Origin of the sequence: Streptomyces sp. NPDC056128 (genome assembly GCF_042263835.1) — a bacterium.
Taxonomy (GTDB): Bacteria; Actinomycetota; Actinomycetes; order Streptomycetales; family Streptomycetaceae; genus Streptomyces.
Genome location: NZ_JBHJVQ010000021.1, coordinates 30,574 through 47,760 on the forward strand (window position 1 = coordinate 30,574; position 17,187 = coordinate 47,760).

14 protein-coding genes and 3 pseudogenes are annotated in these 17,187 nt (G+C 69.1%); 6 read left to right on the plus strand and 11 right to left on the minus strand.

Annotated elements, in window-relative coordinates:
• Position 1 precedes the first annotated feature (1 nt).
• From ACFC1X_RS28960 to ACFC1X_RS28980, 5 genes are all read right to left on the minus strand, one after another.
• On the minus strand, positions 2–2,209 hold the full coding sequence (locus tag ACFC1X_RS28960) for a xanthine dehydrogenase family protein molybdopterin-binding subunit (RefSeq protein ID WP_376358847.1): 2,208 nt from the start codon (positions 2,207–2,209) through the stop codon (positions 2–4).
• A complete protein-coding gene (locus ACFC1X_RS28965; RefSeq protein ID WP_376358850.1) occupies positions 2,206–3,186 on the minus strand; it encodes an FAD binding domain-containing protein in 981 nt (326 codons plus the stop codon). Before ACFC1X_RS28965 ends, ACFC1X_RS28960 begins: the two co-directional genes overlap by 4 nt.
• Positions 3,187–3,198: 12 nt before the next feature.
• Complete coding sequence (locus tag ACFC1X_RS28970; protein WP_376358853.1) at positions 3,199–3,852, minus strand: 2Fe-2S iron-sulfur cluster-binding protein; 654 nt, start codon at positions 3,850–3,852, stop codon at positions 3,199–3,201.
• Between the two features lie 291 nt (positions 3,853–4,143).
• On the minus strand, positions 4,144–4,995 hold the full coding sequence (locus ACFC1X_RS28975; RefSeq protein ID WP_376358856.1) for an aldo/keto reductase: 852 nt from the start codon (positions 4,993–4,995) through the stop codon (positions 4,144–4,146).
• Between the two features lie 72 nt (positions 4,996–5,067).
• Entirely contained in the window at positions 5,068–6,045 is a 978-nt protein-coding gene (locus ACFC1X_RS28980; RefSeq protein WP_376358858.1) for an aldo/keto reductase, read from the minus strand.
• A 258-nt stretch (positions 6,046–6,303) separates the two neighbouring features.
• On the opposite strand from ACFC1X_RS28980, the gene ACFC1X_RS28985 reads away from it, so the two are divergent.
• The gene (locus ACFC1X_RS28985) at positions 6,304–7,209 is read left to right on the plus strand and encodes a helix-turn-helix transcriptional regulator (RefSeq protein WP_376358861.1); all 906 of its coding nucleotides are present in this window, start codon (positions 6,304–6,306) and stop codon (positions 7,207–7,209) included.
• Positions 7,210–7,252: 43 nt separating this feature from the next.
• Here the strand turns inward: ACFC1X_RS28985 and ACFC1X_RS28990 are convergent, their stop codons facing one another.
• On the minus strand, positions 7,253–8,140 hold the full coding sequence (locus ACFC1X_RS28990; protein WP_376358864.1) for a helix-turn-helix transcriptional regulator: 888 nt from the start codon (positions 8,138–8,140) through the stop codon (positions 7,253–7,255).
• A gap of 312 nt (positions 8,141–8,452) precedes the next feature.
• Positions 8,453–9,058: an AraC family transcriptional regulator gene (locus ACFC1X_RS28995; protein ID WP_376359035.1), complete on the minus strand. Its 606-nt coding sequence runs from the start codon at positions 9,056–9,058 to the stop codon at positions 8,453–8,455.
• Positions 9,059–9,402: 344 nt separating this feature from the next.
• Between ACFC1X_RS28995 and ACFC1X_RS29000 the strand changes: the two genes are divergently transcribed.
• Positions 9,403–9,837, plus strand: coding sequence for a VOC family protein (locus ACFC1X_RS29000; protein WP_376358867.1), 435 nt, complete (start codon positions 9,403–9,405; stop codon positions 9,835–9,837).
• A 44-nt stretch (positions 9,838–9,881) separates the two neighbouring features.
• On the opposite strand, the pseudogene ACFC1X_RS29005 reads toward ACFC1X_RS29000, so the two are convergent.
• Positions 9,882–10,076: pseudogene (locus ACFC1X_RS29005) on the minus strand (hypothetical protein); the annotation flags it as partial.
• A gap of 98 nt (positions 10,077–10,174) precedes the next feature.
• Between ACFC1X_RS29005 and ACFC1X_RS29010 the strand changes: the two are divergent.
• Positions 10,175–11,335 (plus strand): pentapeptide repeat-containing protein, encoded by a 1,161-nt coding sequence (locus ACFC1X_RS29010; protein ID WP_376359038.1) that lies wholly within the window; start codon positions 10,175–10,177, stop codon positions 11,333–11,335.
• A gap of 557 nt (positions 11,336–11,892) precedes the next feature.
• Here ACFC1X_RS29010 and ACFC1X_RS29015 read toward each other — a convergent pair.
• A pseudogene (locus ACFC1X_RS29015) lies at positions 11,893–12,501 on the minus strand (dienelactone hydrolase family protein); the annotation flags it as partial.
• Positions 12,502–12,803: 302 nt separating this feature from the next.
• Here ACFC1X_RS29015 and ACFC1X_RS29020 point away from each other — a divergent pair.
• Positions 12,804–13,176 (plus strand): annotated as a pseudogene (locus ACFC1X_RS29020) (HAD family hydrolase); the annotation flags it as partial.
• A gap of 207 nt (positions 13,177–13,383) precedes the next feature.
• Here ACFC1X_RS29020 and ACFC1X_RS29025 read toward each other — a convergent pair.
• On the minus strand, positions 13,384–14,160 hold the full coding sequence (locus ACFC1X_RS29025) for a class I SAM-dependent methyltransferase (protein ID WP_376358870.1): 777 nt from the start codon (positions 14,158–14,160) through the stop codon (positions 13,384–13,386).
• Positions 14,161–14,623: 463 nt separating this feature from the next.
• Here ACFC1X_RS29025 and ACFC1X_RS29030 point away from each other — a divergent pair, with 463 nt between their 5' ends.
• On the plus strand, positions 14,624–15,253 hold the full coding sequence (locus ACFC1X_RS29030) for a maleylpyruvate isomerase family mycothiol-dependent enzyme (RefSeq protein WP_376358873.1): 630 nt from the start codon (positions 14,624–14,626) through the stop codon (positions 15,251–15,253).
• 669 nt (positions 15,254–15,922) lie between these two features.
• Here the strand turns inward: ACFC1X_RS29030 and ACFC1X_RS29035 are convergent.
• Positions 15,923–16,303 carry a MerR family transcriptional regulator gene (locus tag ACFC1X_RS29035; RefSeq protein WP_376358876.1) on the minus strand — a complete coding sequence of 127 codons (381 nt, stop codon included), beginning with the start codon at positions 16,301–16,303 and terminating at the stop codon, positions 15,923–15,925.
• A 59-nt stretch (positions 16,304–16,362) separates the two neighbouring features.
• On the opposite strand from ACFC1X_RS29035, the gene ACFC1X_RS29040 reads away from it, so the two are divergent.
• On the plus strand, positions 16,363–17,160 hold the full coding sequence (locus tag ACFC1X_RS29040) for an SDR family NAD(P)-dependent oxidoreductase (protein WP_376358879.1): 798 nt from the start codon (positions 16,363–16,365) through the stop codon (positions 17,158–17,160).
• The last annotated feature ends 27 nt before the right edge of the window (positions 17,161–17,187 follow it).

The window sequence follows — 17,187 nt, forward strand, 5'->3', positions numbered from 1 at the left end:
CTCAGATGCCGAGCAACGACTCCGCGGTGATCGGGAGTTCCCGCACCCGTCGGCCGGTCGCGTGGTGGACGGCATTGGCGATGGCAGGGGCCACGCCCACGAGGACCACTTCACCCAGGCCCTTCACACCGAGCGGGTCCACCTCGTTGTCCCGCCCATCGACGTAGATCGCCTTGAGGTCGGGCACATCCGCGTTCACGGGCACCAGATAGTCGGCCAGGTTGGCGTTGACGATGCGGCCGTCGCGGTGATCGGTCACCGTGTGCTCCAGGAGAGCCGCGCCGATGCCGCCGACCATCGCGCCGAGCGCCTGGCTGTCGGCCAGTTTGGGGCTGATGATGCGGCCTGCGTCGAACACGCCGAGCATCCGGCGGACCCGCACCAGGCCGAGGCGCGCGTCGACGGCGACTTCGGCGAACACGGCCCCGTAGGCGTACATGGACGCGCGCGCCTCGCCCGAGGGCGGCGTGTATGCGCCGGTGGATTCCAGGTGGGTGCGGCGGTTGCGGACCAACAGCCGGCGGTACGTTTCGCCGCGCGCGGGATCGGCTGCCACGTGCAGGCGTCCTCCCCGCACGACGACGTCGTCGGCGTCCGCCCGGTACAGCGGCGATTCCCGGTCCTCGACGGCCAGCCCGATCGCCTGCCGGCGCAGCTTGTCGCAGCCGTCCTGGACGGTGGAGCCGACACTCGCCATGGTCAGCGACCCGCCGTGGATCGGGGCCGGAGGCATGTCGGTGTCGCCGAGGCGGAAGTCGACGTTGCGGACGTTGAGGCCGAGGGCGTCGGCGGCGACCTGTGTCATCGAGGTGTAGGTGCCGGGGCCCATGTCGCTGGTCGCGGTCTCGACGCGGGCGGTGCCGTCGGCGTTCAGGCGCACATGGGCCTGGGCGGGCTGGCGCAGTGTGTCGTAGAGGGCGTTGGCCATGCCGGTGCCGATGAGCCAGTCGCCGTCGCGGGTGGCGCGCGGCTTGGGGTTGCGGCGGTCCCAGCCGAACTCGCGGGCACCGATGCGATAGCACTCGCGCAGGCGGCGGGTGGAGAACGGCTTGTCGTTGGACTGGTCGCTGTCCGGTTCGTTGCGCTCCCGCAACTCGACCGGGTCCATGCCGAGTTCGTTGGCCAGCTCGTCCATGGCGCTCTCGATCGCGAAGGCGGCGGTGGCGTAGCCGGGGCCGCGCATCGGGGTCGGGGTGTTCACGTCCAGCGGTACCGTGCTCGCCCTCTGGCTGACGTGAGGGGTGGTGTAGAGCATCTGCCCGGGGGAGACGACCCCGCGGTCGACGAACGTCTCGTAGCGGGAGGTCTCGGAGCGTAGGACGTGGGTCATCGCGCGCAGCCGCCCGCCGCGGTCGCTGCCGAGCCGCACCGCGTACTCGTAGGCGGGCCGGTACCCGACCGCGGAGTAGAGCTGTGCGCGTGTCAGGACGAGTTTGACCGGCCGGCGCACTTCACGGGCGGCGAGGGCGGCGATGGTGATGTGCGGCCAGGCCCGTGCGGCGTTGCCGAACGCGCCGCCGACGAACGGCGAGAGCACTCGGATGGACTCCGGGGGAATGCCGAAGTCGGCGGCGAGCTGGGCCCGGGGGCTCTGCACCCACTGGGTCTTGTCCCAGAGCGTGAGCGTGCCGCCCTTCCACCGGGCGACGGTGGCGTGGAGCTCCATCGCGTTGTGGTGGTTGCGGGCCATCCGGTACGTCATGTCCAGTCGCACCGGGGCCGATTGCAGGGCCTGGTCCGCGTCGCCGCGCGCGTAAGTGCGGGGGTTGTCCGCCGCCGGGGCGTCGGCGAGGTCGGTTGCGGGCCGTTCGCTGTCGTAGCCGACCTTCACCAGGCTCGCCGCATGCTGCGCCGCTTCCAGGGAAGTGGCCACGACGACGGCGACGGGCTGCCCACGGAAGTGCACTTGGTCGTCCTGGAAGACGCGAAGCCGTTCACCGGGAAGGTTGAGCGAGCCGGGGTTGGCGTTGTACGGGAGCCTGGGGGCGTTGTGGTGGTGGATCACCGTCAGGACGCCGTCCTGGGCCAGGGCGACGCGGGTGTCGATGGAGGTGATCCGGCCGCGCCCGACGCTGCTGTCGACCACGACGGCGTGCACCATGCCCCTGACGTGCTGATCGGCGGCGTACATCGCCCGGCCGGTCACCTTCAGGCGCCCGTCGACCCGGGAGAGCGGTGCGCCGACAGCGGCCTGCGGCTGGGGGCTCATGAGCTCTCTCCTACGATGCGCAGTTGGCGTTCGACGGTCCGCTCCAGCAGGTCGACCTTGAAGCGGTTGTGCTTGAGCGTGCGAGCGCCCTCACCGGCGACGGAGGCGGCCTTGGCCCAGAGGCGGTCCGAGGGGCGCTGACCGACCAGAGCACGCTCGACGGCGGACAGCTTCCACGGCACGGTGCCCACGCCGCCCGCAGCCACCTTGGCCTGGCGGATCACGCCGCGTCGTACGTGCAGGGCGACGGCGGCCGAGGTCAGAGCGAACTCGTAGGACTGCCGGTCGCGCACCTTGAGATATCCCGACCGCAGCGGACGCGGCAGCGCCGGAATCTCCATAGCGGTGATCAGCTCGCCCTGCCGCAGCGTCTGTTCGCGGTGCGGGGTTCTGCCGGGGCGGAGCAGGAAGTCGGAGAACGCCAGGGTACGTCCCCCCTCGGGGCCGAGCAGGTGGATCTGCGCGTCCAGGGCGGCGAAGGCGACGGCGACATCGGAGGGGTGCGTGGCCACGCAGCTCTCGGAGGTGCCCAGGATCGCGTGGGTACGGTTGTAGCCCTCGCGGGCGGCGCAGCCCGAGCCGGGTTCGCGCTTGTTGCAGGCGGCGGTCACGTCGCGGAAGTAGGTGCAGCGGGTGCGCTGCATGATGTTCCCGCCGATGGTGGCCATGTTGCGCAATTGGGCCGACGCGCTCAGCTCCAGTGCCTGGGACACGACCGGGAAGAGCCCGCGGACCTTGGGATGGGCCGCGGCGTGGCTCATCGTCACCAGGGCGCCGATCAGCAGGCCACCGCCTCGGGTGACGGCGACCTCGCGCAGCGGCAGTGCGCTGATGTCGACCAGCTCGTCGGGGCGTTCCACGGTCTCGCGCATCAGGTCGACCAGGGTGGTGCCGCCGGCGACGTACCGGCCGCCGCGGCGGCCCGCGGCCAGCGCATCACCTGTGCTGTCGGCCCGGGTGTAGGTGAAGGGGTGCATGGTGGCCGTGCCTCACTTCCGGCGGGCGGTCTGCTCGACCGCGCGCACGATCTTCGGGTAGCAGCCGCAGCGGCAGATGTTGCCGCTCATCCACTCGCGGATCTCGTCCTGCGACCCGGTGTGGCCTTCGTCGATGCAACCGACGCCGGACATGATCTGGCCAGGTGTGCAGTAGCCGCACTGGAAGGCGTCCTCATCGATGAACGCCTGCTGCAGCGGGTGCAGCCGCTCCCCGTCGGACAGGCCCTCGACGGTGGTGACCTCGGCGCCGTCGAGGCGGACGGCCAGCGTCAGACAGGAGTTGACCCGCTGTCCGTCGACCAGGACCGTGCAGGCCCCGCAGGCACCGGCGTTGCAGCCCTTCTTGGAACCGGTCAGCTCCAGGTGTTCGCGCAGCAGATCCAGGAGCGAAGTCCGGTTGTCGATCGTCACCGTGTATCTGCGGCCGTTGACGGTCAGGACGACATCGCTGCGCGGCGCCTGCGGGGCGGCGGCCACGGCCTCTCCGAGCAGCGGTGGGCCCGCGGCGAGGCCGCCCGCCGCGATGACACCGCCGACGGCCGACGTCGTCGCGATGAACGCACGACGCGACGGTGCGGAGGCGGGAGAGGACTCGGCTGTGCCGGCGTGCGGGCCGAGTGTGCCGGAAGGCTCGGTGGTGGACATGCTCGCTCTCTCGAACGCGGGGAAGATGGAGGTCTCTCTCGTCGGTTGAGGCAGCCACGGATCGCGCGGGCGACGCCGCTTGTCTCCACCCTGGGCGCTCACGCGGTCGGGCAACAGGCCGTACTGTGCGGGGGAATGCCCAGCGGGGGTGTGACACGGCTCCTCTCGCAACGGCCGGGATCCGGGATCAGCACGGCGCTGCCAGAGTGGGCCTGCGCGGCGAACGATCCGCCGGCAGGTGAGGTGCCGTACTCGCGTGCGGGGAGTGTTGGCAGGTGTCCGGAGTGCGGGTCAGGCGTCCAGGCGGCGCTTGGCGAGCCCGGCGACGATCTCGGGGTCGTGGTGGTCGAAGAACAGGGACGATCCGGCCTCCAGGGTGGCGATCCGGGCCATCTGCTCGTCGGTGAGCTCGAAGTCGAAGACGTCGAAGTTCTCGGCCATCCGCTGGGGGTTGACCGACTTGGGGATCGCGACGACACCCCGCTGCGTCAGCCACCGCAGTACGACCTGGGCGACGGACTTGCCGTACTCCTTGCCGATCTCGCCCAGGAGCGGGTTGGCGAACAGGTCGTTCCTGCCCTCGGCAAAGCCGCCCCAGGACTGGATCTGCACGTCGTGCTCGCGCATGAGGTGCTGGTAGTCGGCGCGCTGGAAGAAGGGGTGGGTCTCGATCTGGTTGACCTGCGGAGTGATCTCGTTGTTGATGATCAGGTCGAGGAGGCGGTCGGGGTAGAAGTTGGCGACGCCGATGGCCTTGGCCCGGCCCGCGCGGTTCTGGGCTTCCATGGCGCGCCACTGTCCGTATACGTCACCGAAGGGCTGGTGCATGAGATACAGGTCGAGGTAGTCGAGGCCGAGCTTGTTCAGGGACGCCTCGAACGCGCGGTTGGTGTTGTCCTCCGCAGGGGCATCCTGCACCCACAGCTTGGTGGTGACGAACAGCTCCTCACGCGGGACGCCGCTGCTCTTGATGGCGCGGCCGACGGCTTCCTCGTTGCCGTACGCGGCAGCCGTGTCCAGAAGCCGGTAGCCGGCCGCCAGCGCCTCGGAGACGGCGCGCTCGGTGTCCTCGGCGGGGATCTGGTACACGCCGAAGCCGAGGATCGGCATGGTGACGCCATTGTTCAGGGTGACGGTCTGCATGAATGTTCTCCTTGGTCGAATTCTCGAATTGTCGAACGAGGTTCGGAATGTCGTGGTGAGAGGGGCCTTCGGTCAGCGTTCCAGCAGGTTCCGCTGGGGCTCCGCATGGGTTTCCCCGGCCGCCGGGGGCAGGCTGCGGAGCGTGTCGAGCTGCGCGGCGGTCAGCCGGATAGCGTCGGCGGCGGCGTTCTCCTCGACGCGGTGTACGCGCCTGGTGCCGGGGATGGGCGCGATGTCGTCGCCCTGGGCGAGCAGCCAGGCGAGCGCGATCTGTGCCGGGGTGGCGCCCGCCTCGGCGGCGACCGCCTGCACCTCGTCGGCGATCTTCAGGTTGCGCTGGAGGTTCGCACCGGTGAAGCGCGGGTTGCCGCGTCGGAAGTCGCCTTCGGCGAAGCCGTCCGCGGAGCGGATCGTGCCGGTGAGGAAGCCGTGCCCCAGCGGCGCGAACGGCACCAGGCCGATCCCCAGCTCACGCAGCACGGGCAGCACCCGCTCCTCCACACCGCGGGTCCACAGCGAGTACTCCGACTGCACTGCCGTCACCGGATGCACGGCATGCGCGCGGCGGATCGTGTCCGGACCGGCCTCGGACAGCCCGAACGCGCGGACCTTGCCCGCTCCGACCAGCTCGCCCACGGCACCGGCCGTCTCCTCGATCGGGATGTCCGGGTCGACCCGGTGCTGGTAGCAGAGGTCGATGTGGTCGGTGCCCAGCCGGTGGAGTGAGCCTTCGACGGCCGTGCGGATGTTGTCCGGGCTGCTGTCCAGGTGCCCGGTGCCCGCACCGGCGTGCGAGACCATGCCGAACTTCGTCGCCAGGACGACTTGGTCCCGGCGGCCCTTCAGCGCCCGGCCGAGCAGTTCCTCGTTGGTGTAGGGACCGTAGATCTCGGCGGTGTCGATCAGCGTGAAACCCAGTTCCAGGGCTCGGTGCAGGGTGCGGATCGACTCCCCCTCGTCGGTCCCGGAACCGGCGTAGCCGTGGGACATGCCCATCGCACCGAGCCCGATCCGGGATACCTCCAGGTCACGCAGGAGAATGTGCCGCACAGCGTTCCTTTCTTACAGCCGCCTCCCCCCTGGCCATTGCCCCGCTCCGTCGGCGCGACCGCAACCTGACAGAGCTGCGGTGGTGGGGGACAGGGCCACGCCAGGGCCGCGAGAGCGGCGCATGACTGCCCGGACTCCACCGTGCCGGTGTGTGCGCCGCGCAGGCAGGCCGAGACGATCAGGGGAGGGAGCTGCGGGGGTGCGACAGGGCCCCTCTGGGAGCTCCCGCCCAGGACACAGCGGGGAGAAAATGCACCCATGGCACCCGAGCAGCACACCGGCGGAGACGAACTGGCGCGCTTCCTGCACGCGCGGCGCACCCAGACCAGCCCCGAGAGCGCCGGCCTCACACCTGGACCCGGCACCCGCCGTACGCCCGGCCTGCGCCGTGAGGAGCTGGCCACGCTCGCCGGCGTCAGCATCGACTACTACACGCGCCTCGAACGCGGCAAGGAGACCCGGCCCAGCCCGTCCATGGTCGACGCCCTCGCCCGTGCCCTGCGGCTCGACGACGACGAACACCACCACCTGCGCGACCTCGCCGCCCGAGCCGCCCGCTACGCCCCCGAACCACCTCCGCCTCCCAGCCGCACGGTCCGCCCCCACCTGAAGCTGCTCCTGGAGACCATGCGGCCGAACCCGGCCTACGTCATCAGCCGCAGCATGGACCTGCTCGCCTGGAACCCCGGCGGCCTGGCCCTGTACGCGGGCCTCGCCGACTGGCCGGTGAAGCAGCGCAACCTCGCTCGCTACCTCTTCCTCCACCCCGCCGCGGAGGAACTGTTCCCCGCCTGGGAGAACCTGGTCCGCTCCTGCGTCGCCCGGCTGCGCGCCGAGGCCGGCACCAACCCCGACGCACCCGACTTCACCAATCTCGTCGGCGAGCTCCTTCTCAAGAGCCCTCACTTCGCCGGCCTCTGGGAACGCTATGAGGTCGTCGGCCGGAGGAAGCCCGACAAGACCTTCCGCCACCCGAACGTCGGCACCCTCACACTGAGCTACCAGTCCTTGCAGATCGAAGGATCCGCCGGTCAGCGCATCGGTGCCTACACCACCGAACCCGGCGGCGCCGACCACGACGCCATGCTCCTGCTGGACATGACCACCGAGCCGGCAGCCACCGCCCCATCCGGGGAACCGAGCGCCCGCCGCCACACCCGGTAGCCGCAGAGCGACCCACGACGGGCCACGACGGTGCTCGGCCTGGTCAGTTCGCGGACTCCACGGTCGGCTGCCCGGCACGCGGATCTGCCACACCGTCCAGCTGGACGATCGCCGCATGGTCAGCGGTACCCGGCTCGGCCGTGAAGACACCGAGCCGCTGACCGGGAGACCCTTCGATCAGCAACGACTGGTAGCTCAGCGTGATCGTCCCCGCATCCGGGTGGCGGAAGATCTTCTGCCCGTCCTGGCGGCGGCCCTTCACCTCGTAACGTTCCCACAGCTCGGCGAAGTAAGAGCTTTCCGCCTTGAGTTCGCCGATCAGGGCCGAGAGGTCGCGGGCATCGGGTTCCGTGGCGGTGACGGCACGCAGCCGCGCGACCGCGCTGATGGCCTGGTTGTCCCAGTCGGCGAAGACCTTCCGGGCGGCAGGGTGCAGAAAGAGGTACCGGGCGATGTTGCGCTGCTCCGCAGGCCAGTCGGAGATACCCGCGACCAGGGCCAGCGTGCTGGGATTCACCGCGAGCAGATCGAGGGTCCGGCTGATCACATAGGCCGGGTATGGGCGCAGGGCATCCAGCAGAAGCCGCGTCTGCGGCTGCACCGTTCGTTGGGGAGCGGTGGGCATCGGGCCGAAGTCAGCCGCACCGGCAGCGAGACTGCGCAAGTGATGGTGTTCGTCCTCGGTCAGCTTCAACGCGCGGGCGAGGGCGTCGACCACGGCGGGGCTGGGCCGGGTCTCCTTGCCGCGTTCGAGGCGCGTGTAGTAGTCGACGCTGACTCCGGCGAGCGTGGCCAGCTCCTCACGGCGCAGACCGGGCGTACGCCGCGTTCCCGCGCCGGCGGTCAGCCCGACGTCACCCGGGGTGGTCTGGTCGCGCCGGGCATGCAGGAAGCGGCCCAGTTCCGATCCTCCACGCTGCTGAGGTGTCATAGTCGCCATTTTCACACTTCGCCAGGGCGGACGGGGAGCTCACGGGTGTCCGGTGGTCGGGACTCCGGCAACTGGGCGGCCCCGATGTGGACGCCTTCGCCGAGTCCCTTGACGCCGAGACGGTCGGCTCCGCGGTCTCCGCCGCCGAGGTGGACGGACTTCCGCACCCGGTCAGCGCGACCACGGCGCGGAACAACCTGTACCCGCTGGTGAAGCTCGTCGAAGAGGACGGAGGCACCACCTCGAGGGTGCCGTTGCCCAACGTGTCAGAGGCCCGCCAAACCTCGAAGACTCTGACGCGGGTGTTGTGCTTCAGCCGGCGTGGTGCCGGTAACTGCCGGGCGGTGACCTGTACTGGCGTTTGAAGGCATGGGTGAAGGTGTACTGCGAGCTGTAGCCGACCTGCTGGGCGATCGTGTTGACGGGGGCGTCGGAGGCGCGCAGGAGCCGGGCGGCGGTGGTCATCCTCCACCATGTCAGGTAGGTGAGCGGTGGCTGGCCGACCAGATGTGTGAACCGCCGGGCGAAAGCGGCGCGTGACAGGCGTGCCTGCGCGCCCAACTCCTCGACGGTCCATTGCCGGCCGGGGTCTCCGTGGATGGCGCGGAGGGCTACGGCGACGGCGGGGTCGTGCAGAGCTGCGGCCCAGCCGGTGGCGGAGTGGCCGGAGACGCGTTGTTCTTCGAACCACGCGCGCAGGATGTAGAGCAGGAGAAGATCCAGCAGGGTGAGCAGGATGGTGTCGGAGCCTGGGCGGGCGTCTCTGTCCATTTCCATGCCGAGGAGTTCGACCGCGGCGCTGAGTTCCCTGTGGCGCCACACCCGCGTCGGTAGGTGGATGACCTCGGGCAGGTCGTTGAGGAGCGGATGCGGCGCGGATCTGTCCAGGAGGTACGCCGCTGGCCGACCACCTGGAATCGGTCGAAGAGATCACCACCACCCACGTGGTCGTCGGAGGCGGCGGCATGTCCCGCGGCTCGCTGCGCTCGGTGGTCGAAACGATCGACGCCATCAAGGCGAGCGCTCTCCGAACCTAGTCTCGCGACCCACGCACCTGAGGGTTGTCCCCAACTGATCTTGGCCTGAAGGTAGTAGGTCAGGATCGGGCGCTGAGGTGCTCTGCCGGCGCGGGGGCGTCGTTCTTGTGGACCGTCCGGTTTGATCACTTCGTGTCATGGCGGCCCAGGATGCGACGCGTGACGGACGGATCCGCCTCGGGAAATGAGCGGCGGGGTGCCCCCGGTACGAGGTACGGTGCGCCGATGTCAGCGATCAAGAAGTTCCAAGTCACCTTTGACTGTGCAGAGCCTGAGCGCCTCGCTCGCTTCTGGTGTGAAGTGTTGGGGTACGTCATGCCGCCGCCACCGGAGGGGTTCAGTACGTGGGACGATTTCAACCGCACCCTTCCGCCTGAGAAGCAGGGATCATGGTCCGCCTGCAGTGATCCCTCAGACGTGGGCCCGCGCCTGTACTTTCAGCGCGTCCCCGAAGGCAAGATTGCTAAGAATCGGGTGCATCTCGACATCCGGGTCGGCACCGGGCTCGTGGGGGACGAGCGCCTCGCCGCACTCGAAGCAGAGTGCGCACGACTGGTCGCGCTCGGTGCGACCCACGTGCAAACGCTGTACGCCGATGAGGAAAACGAGTCGTGCATCCCGATGCTGGACATCGAGGGCAACGAGTTCTGTGTCGACTGAACCTTCTTCGAGCAGGGGAGGTGGGGAGTCCCTTGGCCTCTGGTCGATACCCCGAACAGCTGGTGCAGGGTGAGATTCGTGCGCCAGTACGCGGTAACGAGCAGCAGCCGGTCCTCGAGTGGCAGGCCCTATGGTCCGCCCTTGCGGACCATAGGGCGCGAGTCTTCGAGCATCTCGCCGAAATGTGCGCCAGACGCCGGACAGGGCAGGACGGGAACGGGCTGCCCTGGCTCGGGCAGGCCTCACAACTCGTGCAACCCGTCGGGCCGTTCTCATGTCGCGGGTTTGTGGCGTCACTCTTGATCGTCTTCTGAGCGGCGCCTAGGCTCCCATGCCCATGGAGATGGGGGAGCCAGACCGTGGGCCGCGGCCATGGTACGACAGGCTGATCAGGCGTCGTATAGCCGCAGGTCTGCTGGCCGGGGCGGGGCTGGTCGTTCTGGGCGTGGTGTTCGTCGTACTGCCGGGGGAGGTGGTCGACCACGACCTCGCCGGGGCGAGCGTCGCCGCGCAGGATCGGCTGAAGGCGGTGAACGATGTCCGTACAACGCTTCTGCAGGTGGTCGGTGGCCTGGTCTTGCTTTTCGGCGCCTACGCCACCTGGCGGCAACTGCGGGTGAGTCAGGACGGATTGCGTGCCACCCAGGAAGGCTACGTCACCGATCGATTCAGCCGCGCAGTCGACCAGCTGGGCAGCGACAAGCTGGATGTGCGCATCGGCGGGTTGCACGCGCTGTGGCGGATCGCGGAGCAGTCCACCCGTGACCGGGAGGCCATCATCTCCATCCAGGCCGCCTATCTGCGTACACACTTGCCCTGGCCACCTGGGGGACCGGAATCACCGGCGCCGGACCTGCCCATCAACGACATCGCACCACTGGAAACCCGCGCCGCCGACGCCCAGGTGGCGCTGACAGCGCTCGGTGTGCTCTGCCAGCGACGGGAGCAGTCCTGGGTCAATCTCAGCATCACTGACTTGCGCCGAGCCGACTGCGACGGACTGTGGTTTCCCGAGGTCAACTTCGACCGCGCTTGCATGGAGGCGGCGAGTCTGTACCGCGTCAATCTGACACAGGCATCCCTGGTCTCGGTCAACCTGCGGCACGCCGACCTCACGACTGCGATTCTCCGCCGGGCTCGCTGCGTCCTGGCCGACCTGCGGGCCGCGAAGCTGGTCGAAACCGATTTGCGTGACGCCGACTTCACCGAGACCGACCTGCGCGAGGCGAACTTGCGCAAGGCCAACGCCCACGGTGCGGTCTTCCACCGCGCCGACCTGCGCATGGCCGACTTGCGCGGCACCGACTTGAGTACTGCCAACCTTGTCGAGGCACGCCTGACCGGCGCGCTGGCCAGTGAGCACACCCGCTGGCCTGCCGACTTCGATTACACGGTTGCCGGAGTCGTCGACTCCGATGACCCTGGCCCCGAGCCCTCGCCCCTACTCCAGCCGCCGGGGGTGACGTGGCAGGCACCGTCGCTGAGGTCTACCCCCTGAACAAGATGGTCAAGACCACGCCGGGAGGGGGGAACCCGATCCGCCCGACCGGCGTCATTCCACATCAGCGACGTCCTGCGCTCCGCGGCCCGCAGGTGCCTGGCATCAATGGGACCGGTAAGCCGCGGGCTGGTCGCGGTGCCGGGCGAGTCAGAGGCTGGTCAGGATCTGCGGCGACAGATTCTTGACCATGGCGTTGGTTCAGCGGCCGCCGTCCGGCCAGATCGCCGGGAGGTCAGGCGTGTGCGCAGCACGTCCTCCGCTGTGCTCGAAATCCAGCCGGAACGGCTGTGACAGCACCTGCGCCACCTGTAAGAAGTCCAGCACGAGCAGCAGCCGATGTTCCTCCAGCCACTCGAACCCGTGAAGACTCCCCGTGGACACCATGAACTGCAGCCCCGGGCGGTGACGCTGACGAGCCCTCCAGCTGAAACGCCGAACCGGCTCCGAAACCAGCACCGGAACGGCTGCCAGATCACGCACCGGCCAGACCACGTCACCGCCCGCGAACCGCCATGTGGGCGACCACCGACGCGGCCAGCCTTCGCCCAGCACCAGCTTTTGTAGCCGACACCTGCCGCATCCAGGGCCTGGTTGAGCTCACCGAGGGCTTCAGGCGTCACGTCGCCCTCGGCGTGGCCGAGGTGGACCTGGGCGGTGAGCTCGGAGAAGAGATTGGCTCCATCGACCCCCACGGGGCTGTGGAATGCGGCCACAGCCGCCACTTGGTCGGGGTGGGCCGCGGCGGTGCGCATCGCGTAGAGGCCGCCTATGCAGTAGCCGGTCACCGCGACCGGTCCGGCGACGACCTCGGGCTGAGTGGTGAGGAACCTGAGGTAGGCGTCGGCGTCGCTCAGGACACGTTCGGCGGTGTGCGCCTCGATCAGGGGCATCAGCTGGGCGAAGACCGCGGGCCGGACCTCTTCTCCGATGTACTCGGAAAGCTCGACCAACGGTGCCGGGCCGTGCCGGTAGAAGGAGTTGGGGACGAGCACGTAGTAGCCGTGCCCGGCCAGTTCGCGGGCCATCTCCCGCAGCACGGGCCGGATGCCGAAGCCGTCCGCGTACATCAGCACCCCTGGGTGCCGCTCACCGTGGTCGGGGAAGGCCGCGAACGCGTCGGCCTGGCCGTCCGCGGTGGGAATCCGCAGAGACTTGATGGGCATGAATCCTCCTGTCGTGTTGATGTGCAGAGCCTGTGATCAACACGACGGAGGCGGAGCCCGCGCAGCAGTGCAAGAGCCTCGATCAAACAGCGGGCCCAAACCGGCCCGTACGGCGCTCAGAAGAGCCCCGGGTCACCGATCCGTGTGTGGCGCAGGGCCGTCCCGGTATTCATAGCCGCACAGCGTAGCCCACCGGATATGAGCCGACGAACGCCGTCGTGGCCAAGTAGCCGGGCCGACCGGGAGGAGGCCCGCCGGACTGTGGCGTCGTCCTGCGCGACGGCGTTGCGGTGGGCGTGCTGGGGCGTACCCCCATCCTGCTGACCGGCGACGACGAACGCGCCCCGAAGCACTTGGCCGCCGAGGTCGGCATCACCGAGGTCCGCGCGGGCTGCTGCCCCAGGATAAGGCCGCCGCCGTCAAGGAGTGGAAGGCACAGGGACGCAGGTGCTTGTCGTGGGCGACGGCGTCAACGACGCCCCCGCGCTGGCTGCCGCACACTCGGGGTAACCCCGGGGCCTGCATCGCCGTCCTGGTCGCCGGGACCTAGTCGGCGCCCTTCCCCAGCCCCTCGGTGTCGCCGGCCACGAGGGCTGCACCGTCATCGTCGGCCTCAACGGCCTACGCCTGCTGCGCGAGGCCGCCAGGCCCCGACTGGCCGAAGGCATTGGGTGAGCCAAACGCACCCGCCGTGCCGGCCCTGCCCGCCGCACCGAGCGTCAACTACACGGTCGTGACCGTCCCGAGATTCCGCGTGGCAGTCAGCAGGGTCCGCAGCTCACGTTCCCGCTCCTGATGGGTGAGACGTCGACGATTCGGTCACGAGGACGGTTCGCAGCACCGCGCAGGCGTGGTCGAGGGCGGTGGTGGCTGGATTGATGCCTACGCGCAGGTGCGGGCCACGAGTAGCGGCTGGAAGAAGCCTGTCTCTTGCGGCATCCTCCACCCAGGGTCGACAAATCCGGCCTCGGCCGCGAGGTCGGCCAGCCGGACCCGGCCGAGTGCCCAGTAGGTGGTTCGGCGGACCTGGACGCGCCATTCTCCGCCTTCCGGAAGCAGCTGGAAGTGCTCCAAGTCGTAGTGCTCGCCGTCGTCGTGCCAGTGCCAGAGCTGAAAGGTGACGGTTCGCTCCCCGCCGTCGGCCCTGTCAGGAACGCTGTGGACTTGTGGAGGCGTCGAAGCCGGGCGATCGCGCAGCAGGTCGTCGTAGGGGCGTGTGCTGATCAGCAGCTGGCCGTCGGGACGTAGCACGCGGCGCATCTCGGCCAGGGCGGCGCTCACATCCTGCTCTGTCAGCAGGTGGGGCAGCGAGTTGTCGGCGCAGATGACGGTGTCGAACCGGGCATCGGGGAATGGGAGGCGCCGCATGTCGGCGGCGGCGGTGCGCAGGCTCAGGCCCCGGCTGGCGGCCTCGCGGGCGGCGCGCGCGGCGGCGCGGGGACTGATGTCGGTCCCGGTGACCCGGTGTCCCCGCATCGCCAGACCGATGGCCTGCGTGCCAATGCCGCAGGAACAGTCGAGCACCGTCGCGCGCTCCTGGCCCATCAGGGTGTCCAGGGCGTCCCCTTGCCGACGGATGCTCGCGTCCCAATCCGAGTAGATCAGGTGATAGTCGTCGGCCAGCTCGTCGTAGAAGTGCGCCACTGGTGTTTCTGACATGGCCTGAGATTAGCGCTGCTGTGCGACCTGCTCAGTCTCTACCAGATCGGCGCCCTTGAGGAGACCAGGCCGATGGGCCGGCTTCACGACGGTAGGCCACGGTCCCCCGGATCTCGTCCTGCTCGGACCGCTCCGGCATCCGGCGGGTCTTCCCAGCTGCTGCAACCGGCGAACCGTAGCGTCAGGGACAGCGCGCGGGCGGCCTGGCCGCGACGCCGCAGCGGACGAGTAAGCCTCACGACCAGGTCCAGCAGCGCTGCCGGACCTGTGCGCCGTCCAGGAGGTGCCGTTCGAGCGTGGTCTTCAAGGCGCGGAACAGCACCCCGTCTCCAGTACACGCGCTGGCACGAACCCCCATGATCGCGAGTTCTGAATGGTCCCGGACACGCTCACCGGGCGATGAGTTCTCGCGGTGCCGGGAGTCTCACGACACGAATGCCGGGGTCGAGTGAAGGATGAGCTCATGCGCAACGATGTTTGGCCGATGGTGCATACAGAGCGTGCGGCGCTGATCGATGACCTCGCGCACCTTGAAGAGGAGCGGTGGGGGCAGCCATCGCTTTGTGAGGGGTGGACCGTGCATGACGTGGTCGCACATCTGATCGACACGGCTCGGACGACACGCCTTGGGTTTGTGGTCGGTCTCCTCCGTGAGCGGTTCGACTTCGACCGTCAGAACGTACGCGGTGTGGAACGCGAGCGTGGTGCCTCACCGCAGGAGACGTTGCAGCGGCTTCGTCAGGTGGCGTCGCGGAGATCGACCCCTCCGGCGCCGCTGGACAGCCGGCTGGTCGAGGAGATCGTCCACGGTGAGGACATCCGCAGGCCGCTGGGCATCACCCGCTCCTACCCGCCGGAGGCCGTCGTCCGATCGCTGCGCCTGCAGGCGCGCACTCCTGCGTCTTTCGGCGGAGCCAAGGAGCTGACAGCCCGTATCCGGCTCACGGCAGTAGACGCCGACCTGTCCATTGGAGACGGTCCGGAAGTCAGGGGTCCTGCGCTTTCGTTGCTGCTGGCTGTCTGCGGGCGACGGGTGGCTCTGGAGGAGCTCGACGGACCGGGGATCGACTCCCTCGTGACACCACGCCGGTGACGCTGGAGTGCGGCTCAGACCGAGCCGGACGCATTCCCGCGTGACTCCTGCGACGCGACGGCCGCGCAGCGGTAGGGCGAAACTGCGGGCGACGTGAGCGGTCCAGGTTGGCCCTGAGGCGGCTTGCAAGCGGTGCCGGAAGACTGGCTGTCGGTCCGCATCCGCTCAAATCGCGCCGCGAGGTGCAGGAAGCCGGCGAGGGCGGTCGGCGCGGTGCTGGAGCTACTGAGGAGGGTGCGGCCTTCCACGGCGGTCAGGGCCTCTCGCAGGGCGGGCACGGTGCTGTGCTGGGCGAGCGGGACCACAGCGTCCAGGCCGGCCGGTAGCCATTGCGGCCCAAGACCGTCTGGGAGAGGCCGCGGACGACGGTCAGCGGGTGGGGATCCGTGCCGTCCCCCCGTCCACCCTTCCACTCGTTCATCGTGTCACCGCGCGTGCACCTGTGGTGACGGTTCGGACGGAGCGGGACTTCCCCGGGGACGCTCGTGCCGGCCGCCTGCGGTGTCCGTGGTCAGGACGCCGGGTCCCGGCCGGGACCCCATGCGAACCCGACTGAAGACGATGATCGTGTCGGAGCATCACTGCAAGGCGCAGGTGCCCCGCGCGCCGTTGCCGAGCGACCCTGCATGCTGCCCGCAATGGGTTGTGGACGTACTGGACCTGGCGTCCCTAGCCGTCACGTCCGGCCCCGGAGGTGATCGCTTCGCCCGCGTGGATGATCGCGCTGAGCATGGTGCGGGCAGCTTCGAGCTGCTCGATGGAGCGGCTCAGGCGCTCGCGTTCGAGCTTGAGGTCCTGGGCCATTTCCTCGCAGGTTGGCGCAAGGGTGGCTCCCTCCTCCGTCATGCAGGGCAGCATCTCCCGTATCAGGTCGGTATTCAGCCCGGACGCGAGCAGGATCCGTACCCGGCGCACGGCGGTCACATCGGATTCCTCGAACTCGCGGTAGCCACTGGTTCGCCGCCGCGGTCGCAGCAGCCCTTGCTGCTCGTAGTACCGCAGGCTCCTGGCACTGACGCCGGTGCGCTTGGACAGCTCGCCGATGAACATGTGACTCCCCCCACAGATGTTTGACTCTGTCACCAATGTCAAGGATTAGCTTCGCCGCCATGACAACAACCCAGAACACCCAGCAGCGTTCAATCATCGATCCCAAGGCCCTGGCGGGTAAGAAGGCTGTCGTCACCGGCGGCACCATCGGCATGGGCCGGGCCATCGTCCAAGCGTTGACCGAGCGCGGCGCCGAAGTCATGTACACCGGGCGCAGCGACCGGCGACTCGCCGAGGCCCAGGCAGCGCTCGACACCCCGCTGGCCCGCCCGCTGCGCTCGGACGCCACTGACGCCACGGCCATCGACGCCCTCCGCGATCAGGTCGCCGACAGCCTGGGCGGCATCGACTACCTGTTCGTCAACCAGGGCATCGCCGAGTTCCAGACGCTCGAAGAGGTCACGGAGGAATCGTGGGACCGCATCTACAACGTGAACGCCAAAGGCGCCTTCTTCACCGTTCAGCGGCTGGCGCCGCTCATGTCCGAGGGCGGCTCGATCGTGTTCACCACGGTCTCCAATGACCAGGTCTTCCCTGGTCTCAGCGCCTACTCCGGTGCGAAGGAAGCCGTGGCCGCCTTCGCGAAGGTGCTCGCCGTCGAGCTGCTGCCCCGCAAGATCCGCGTCAATGCCATCGCCCCCGGCTTCATCCTCACTCCGACCATGGGGGTCGCGGAGTTGACCGACGAGCAGCGTGTCGAGTTCATCGAACAGGGCAACGCCTCCACACCGATGGGCCGGGGAGGCACCGTGGAGGAGGTCGCCGCCGCGGCGTTGTACCTGGCCGTCGAGGCGACCTTCACGACCGGCGTGGAACTGCCCGTGGACGGAGGGTTCGGCCAGGGCCTCGGCGCATGACCGCCGCGCCGGCGACACCGTGTGGTG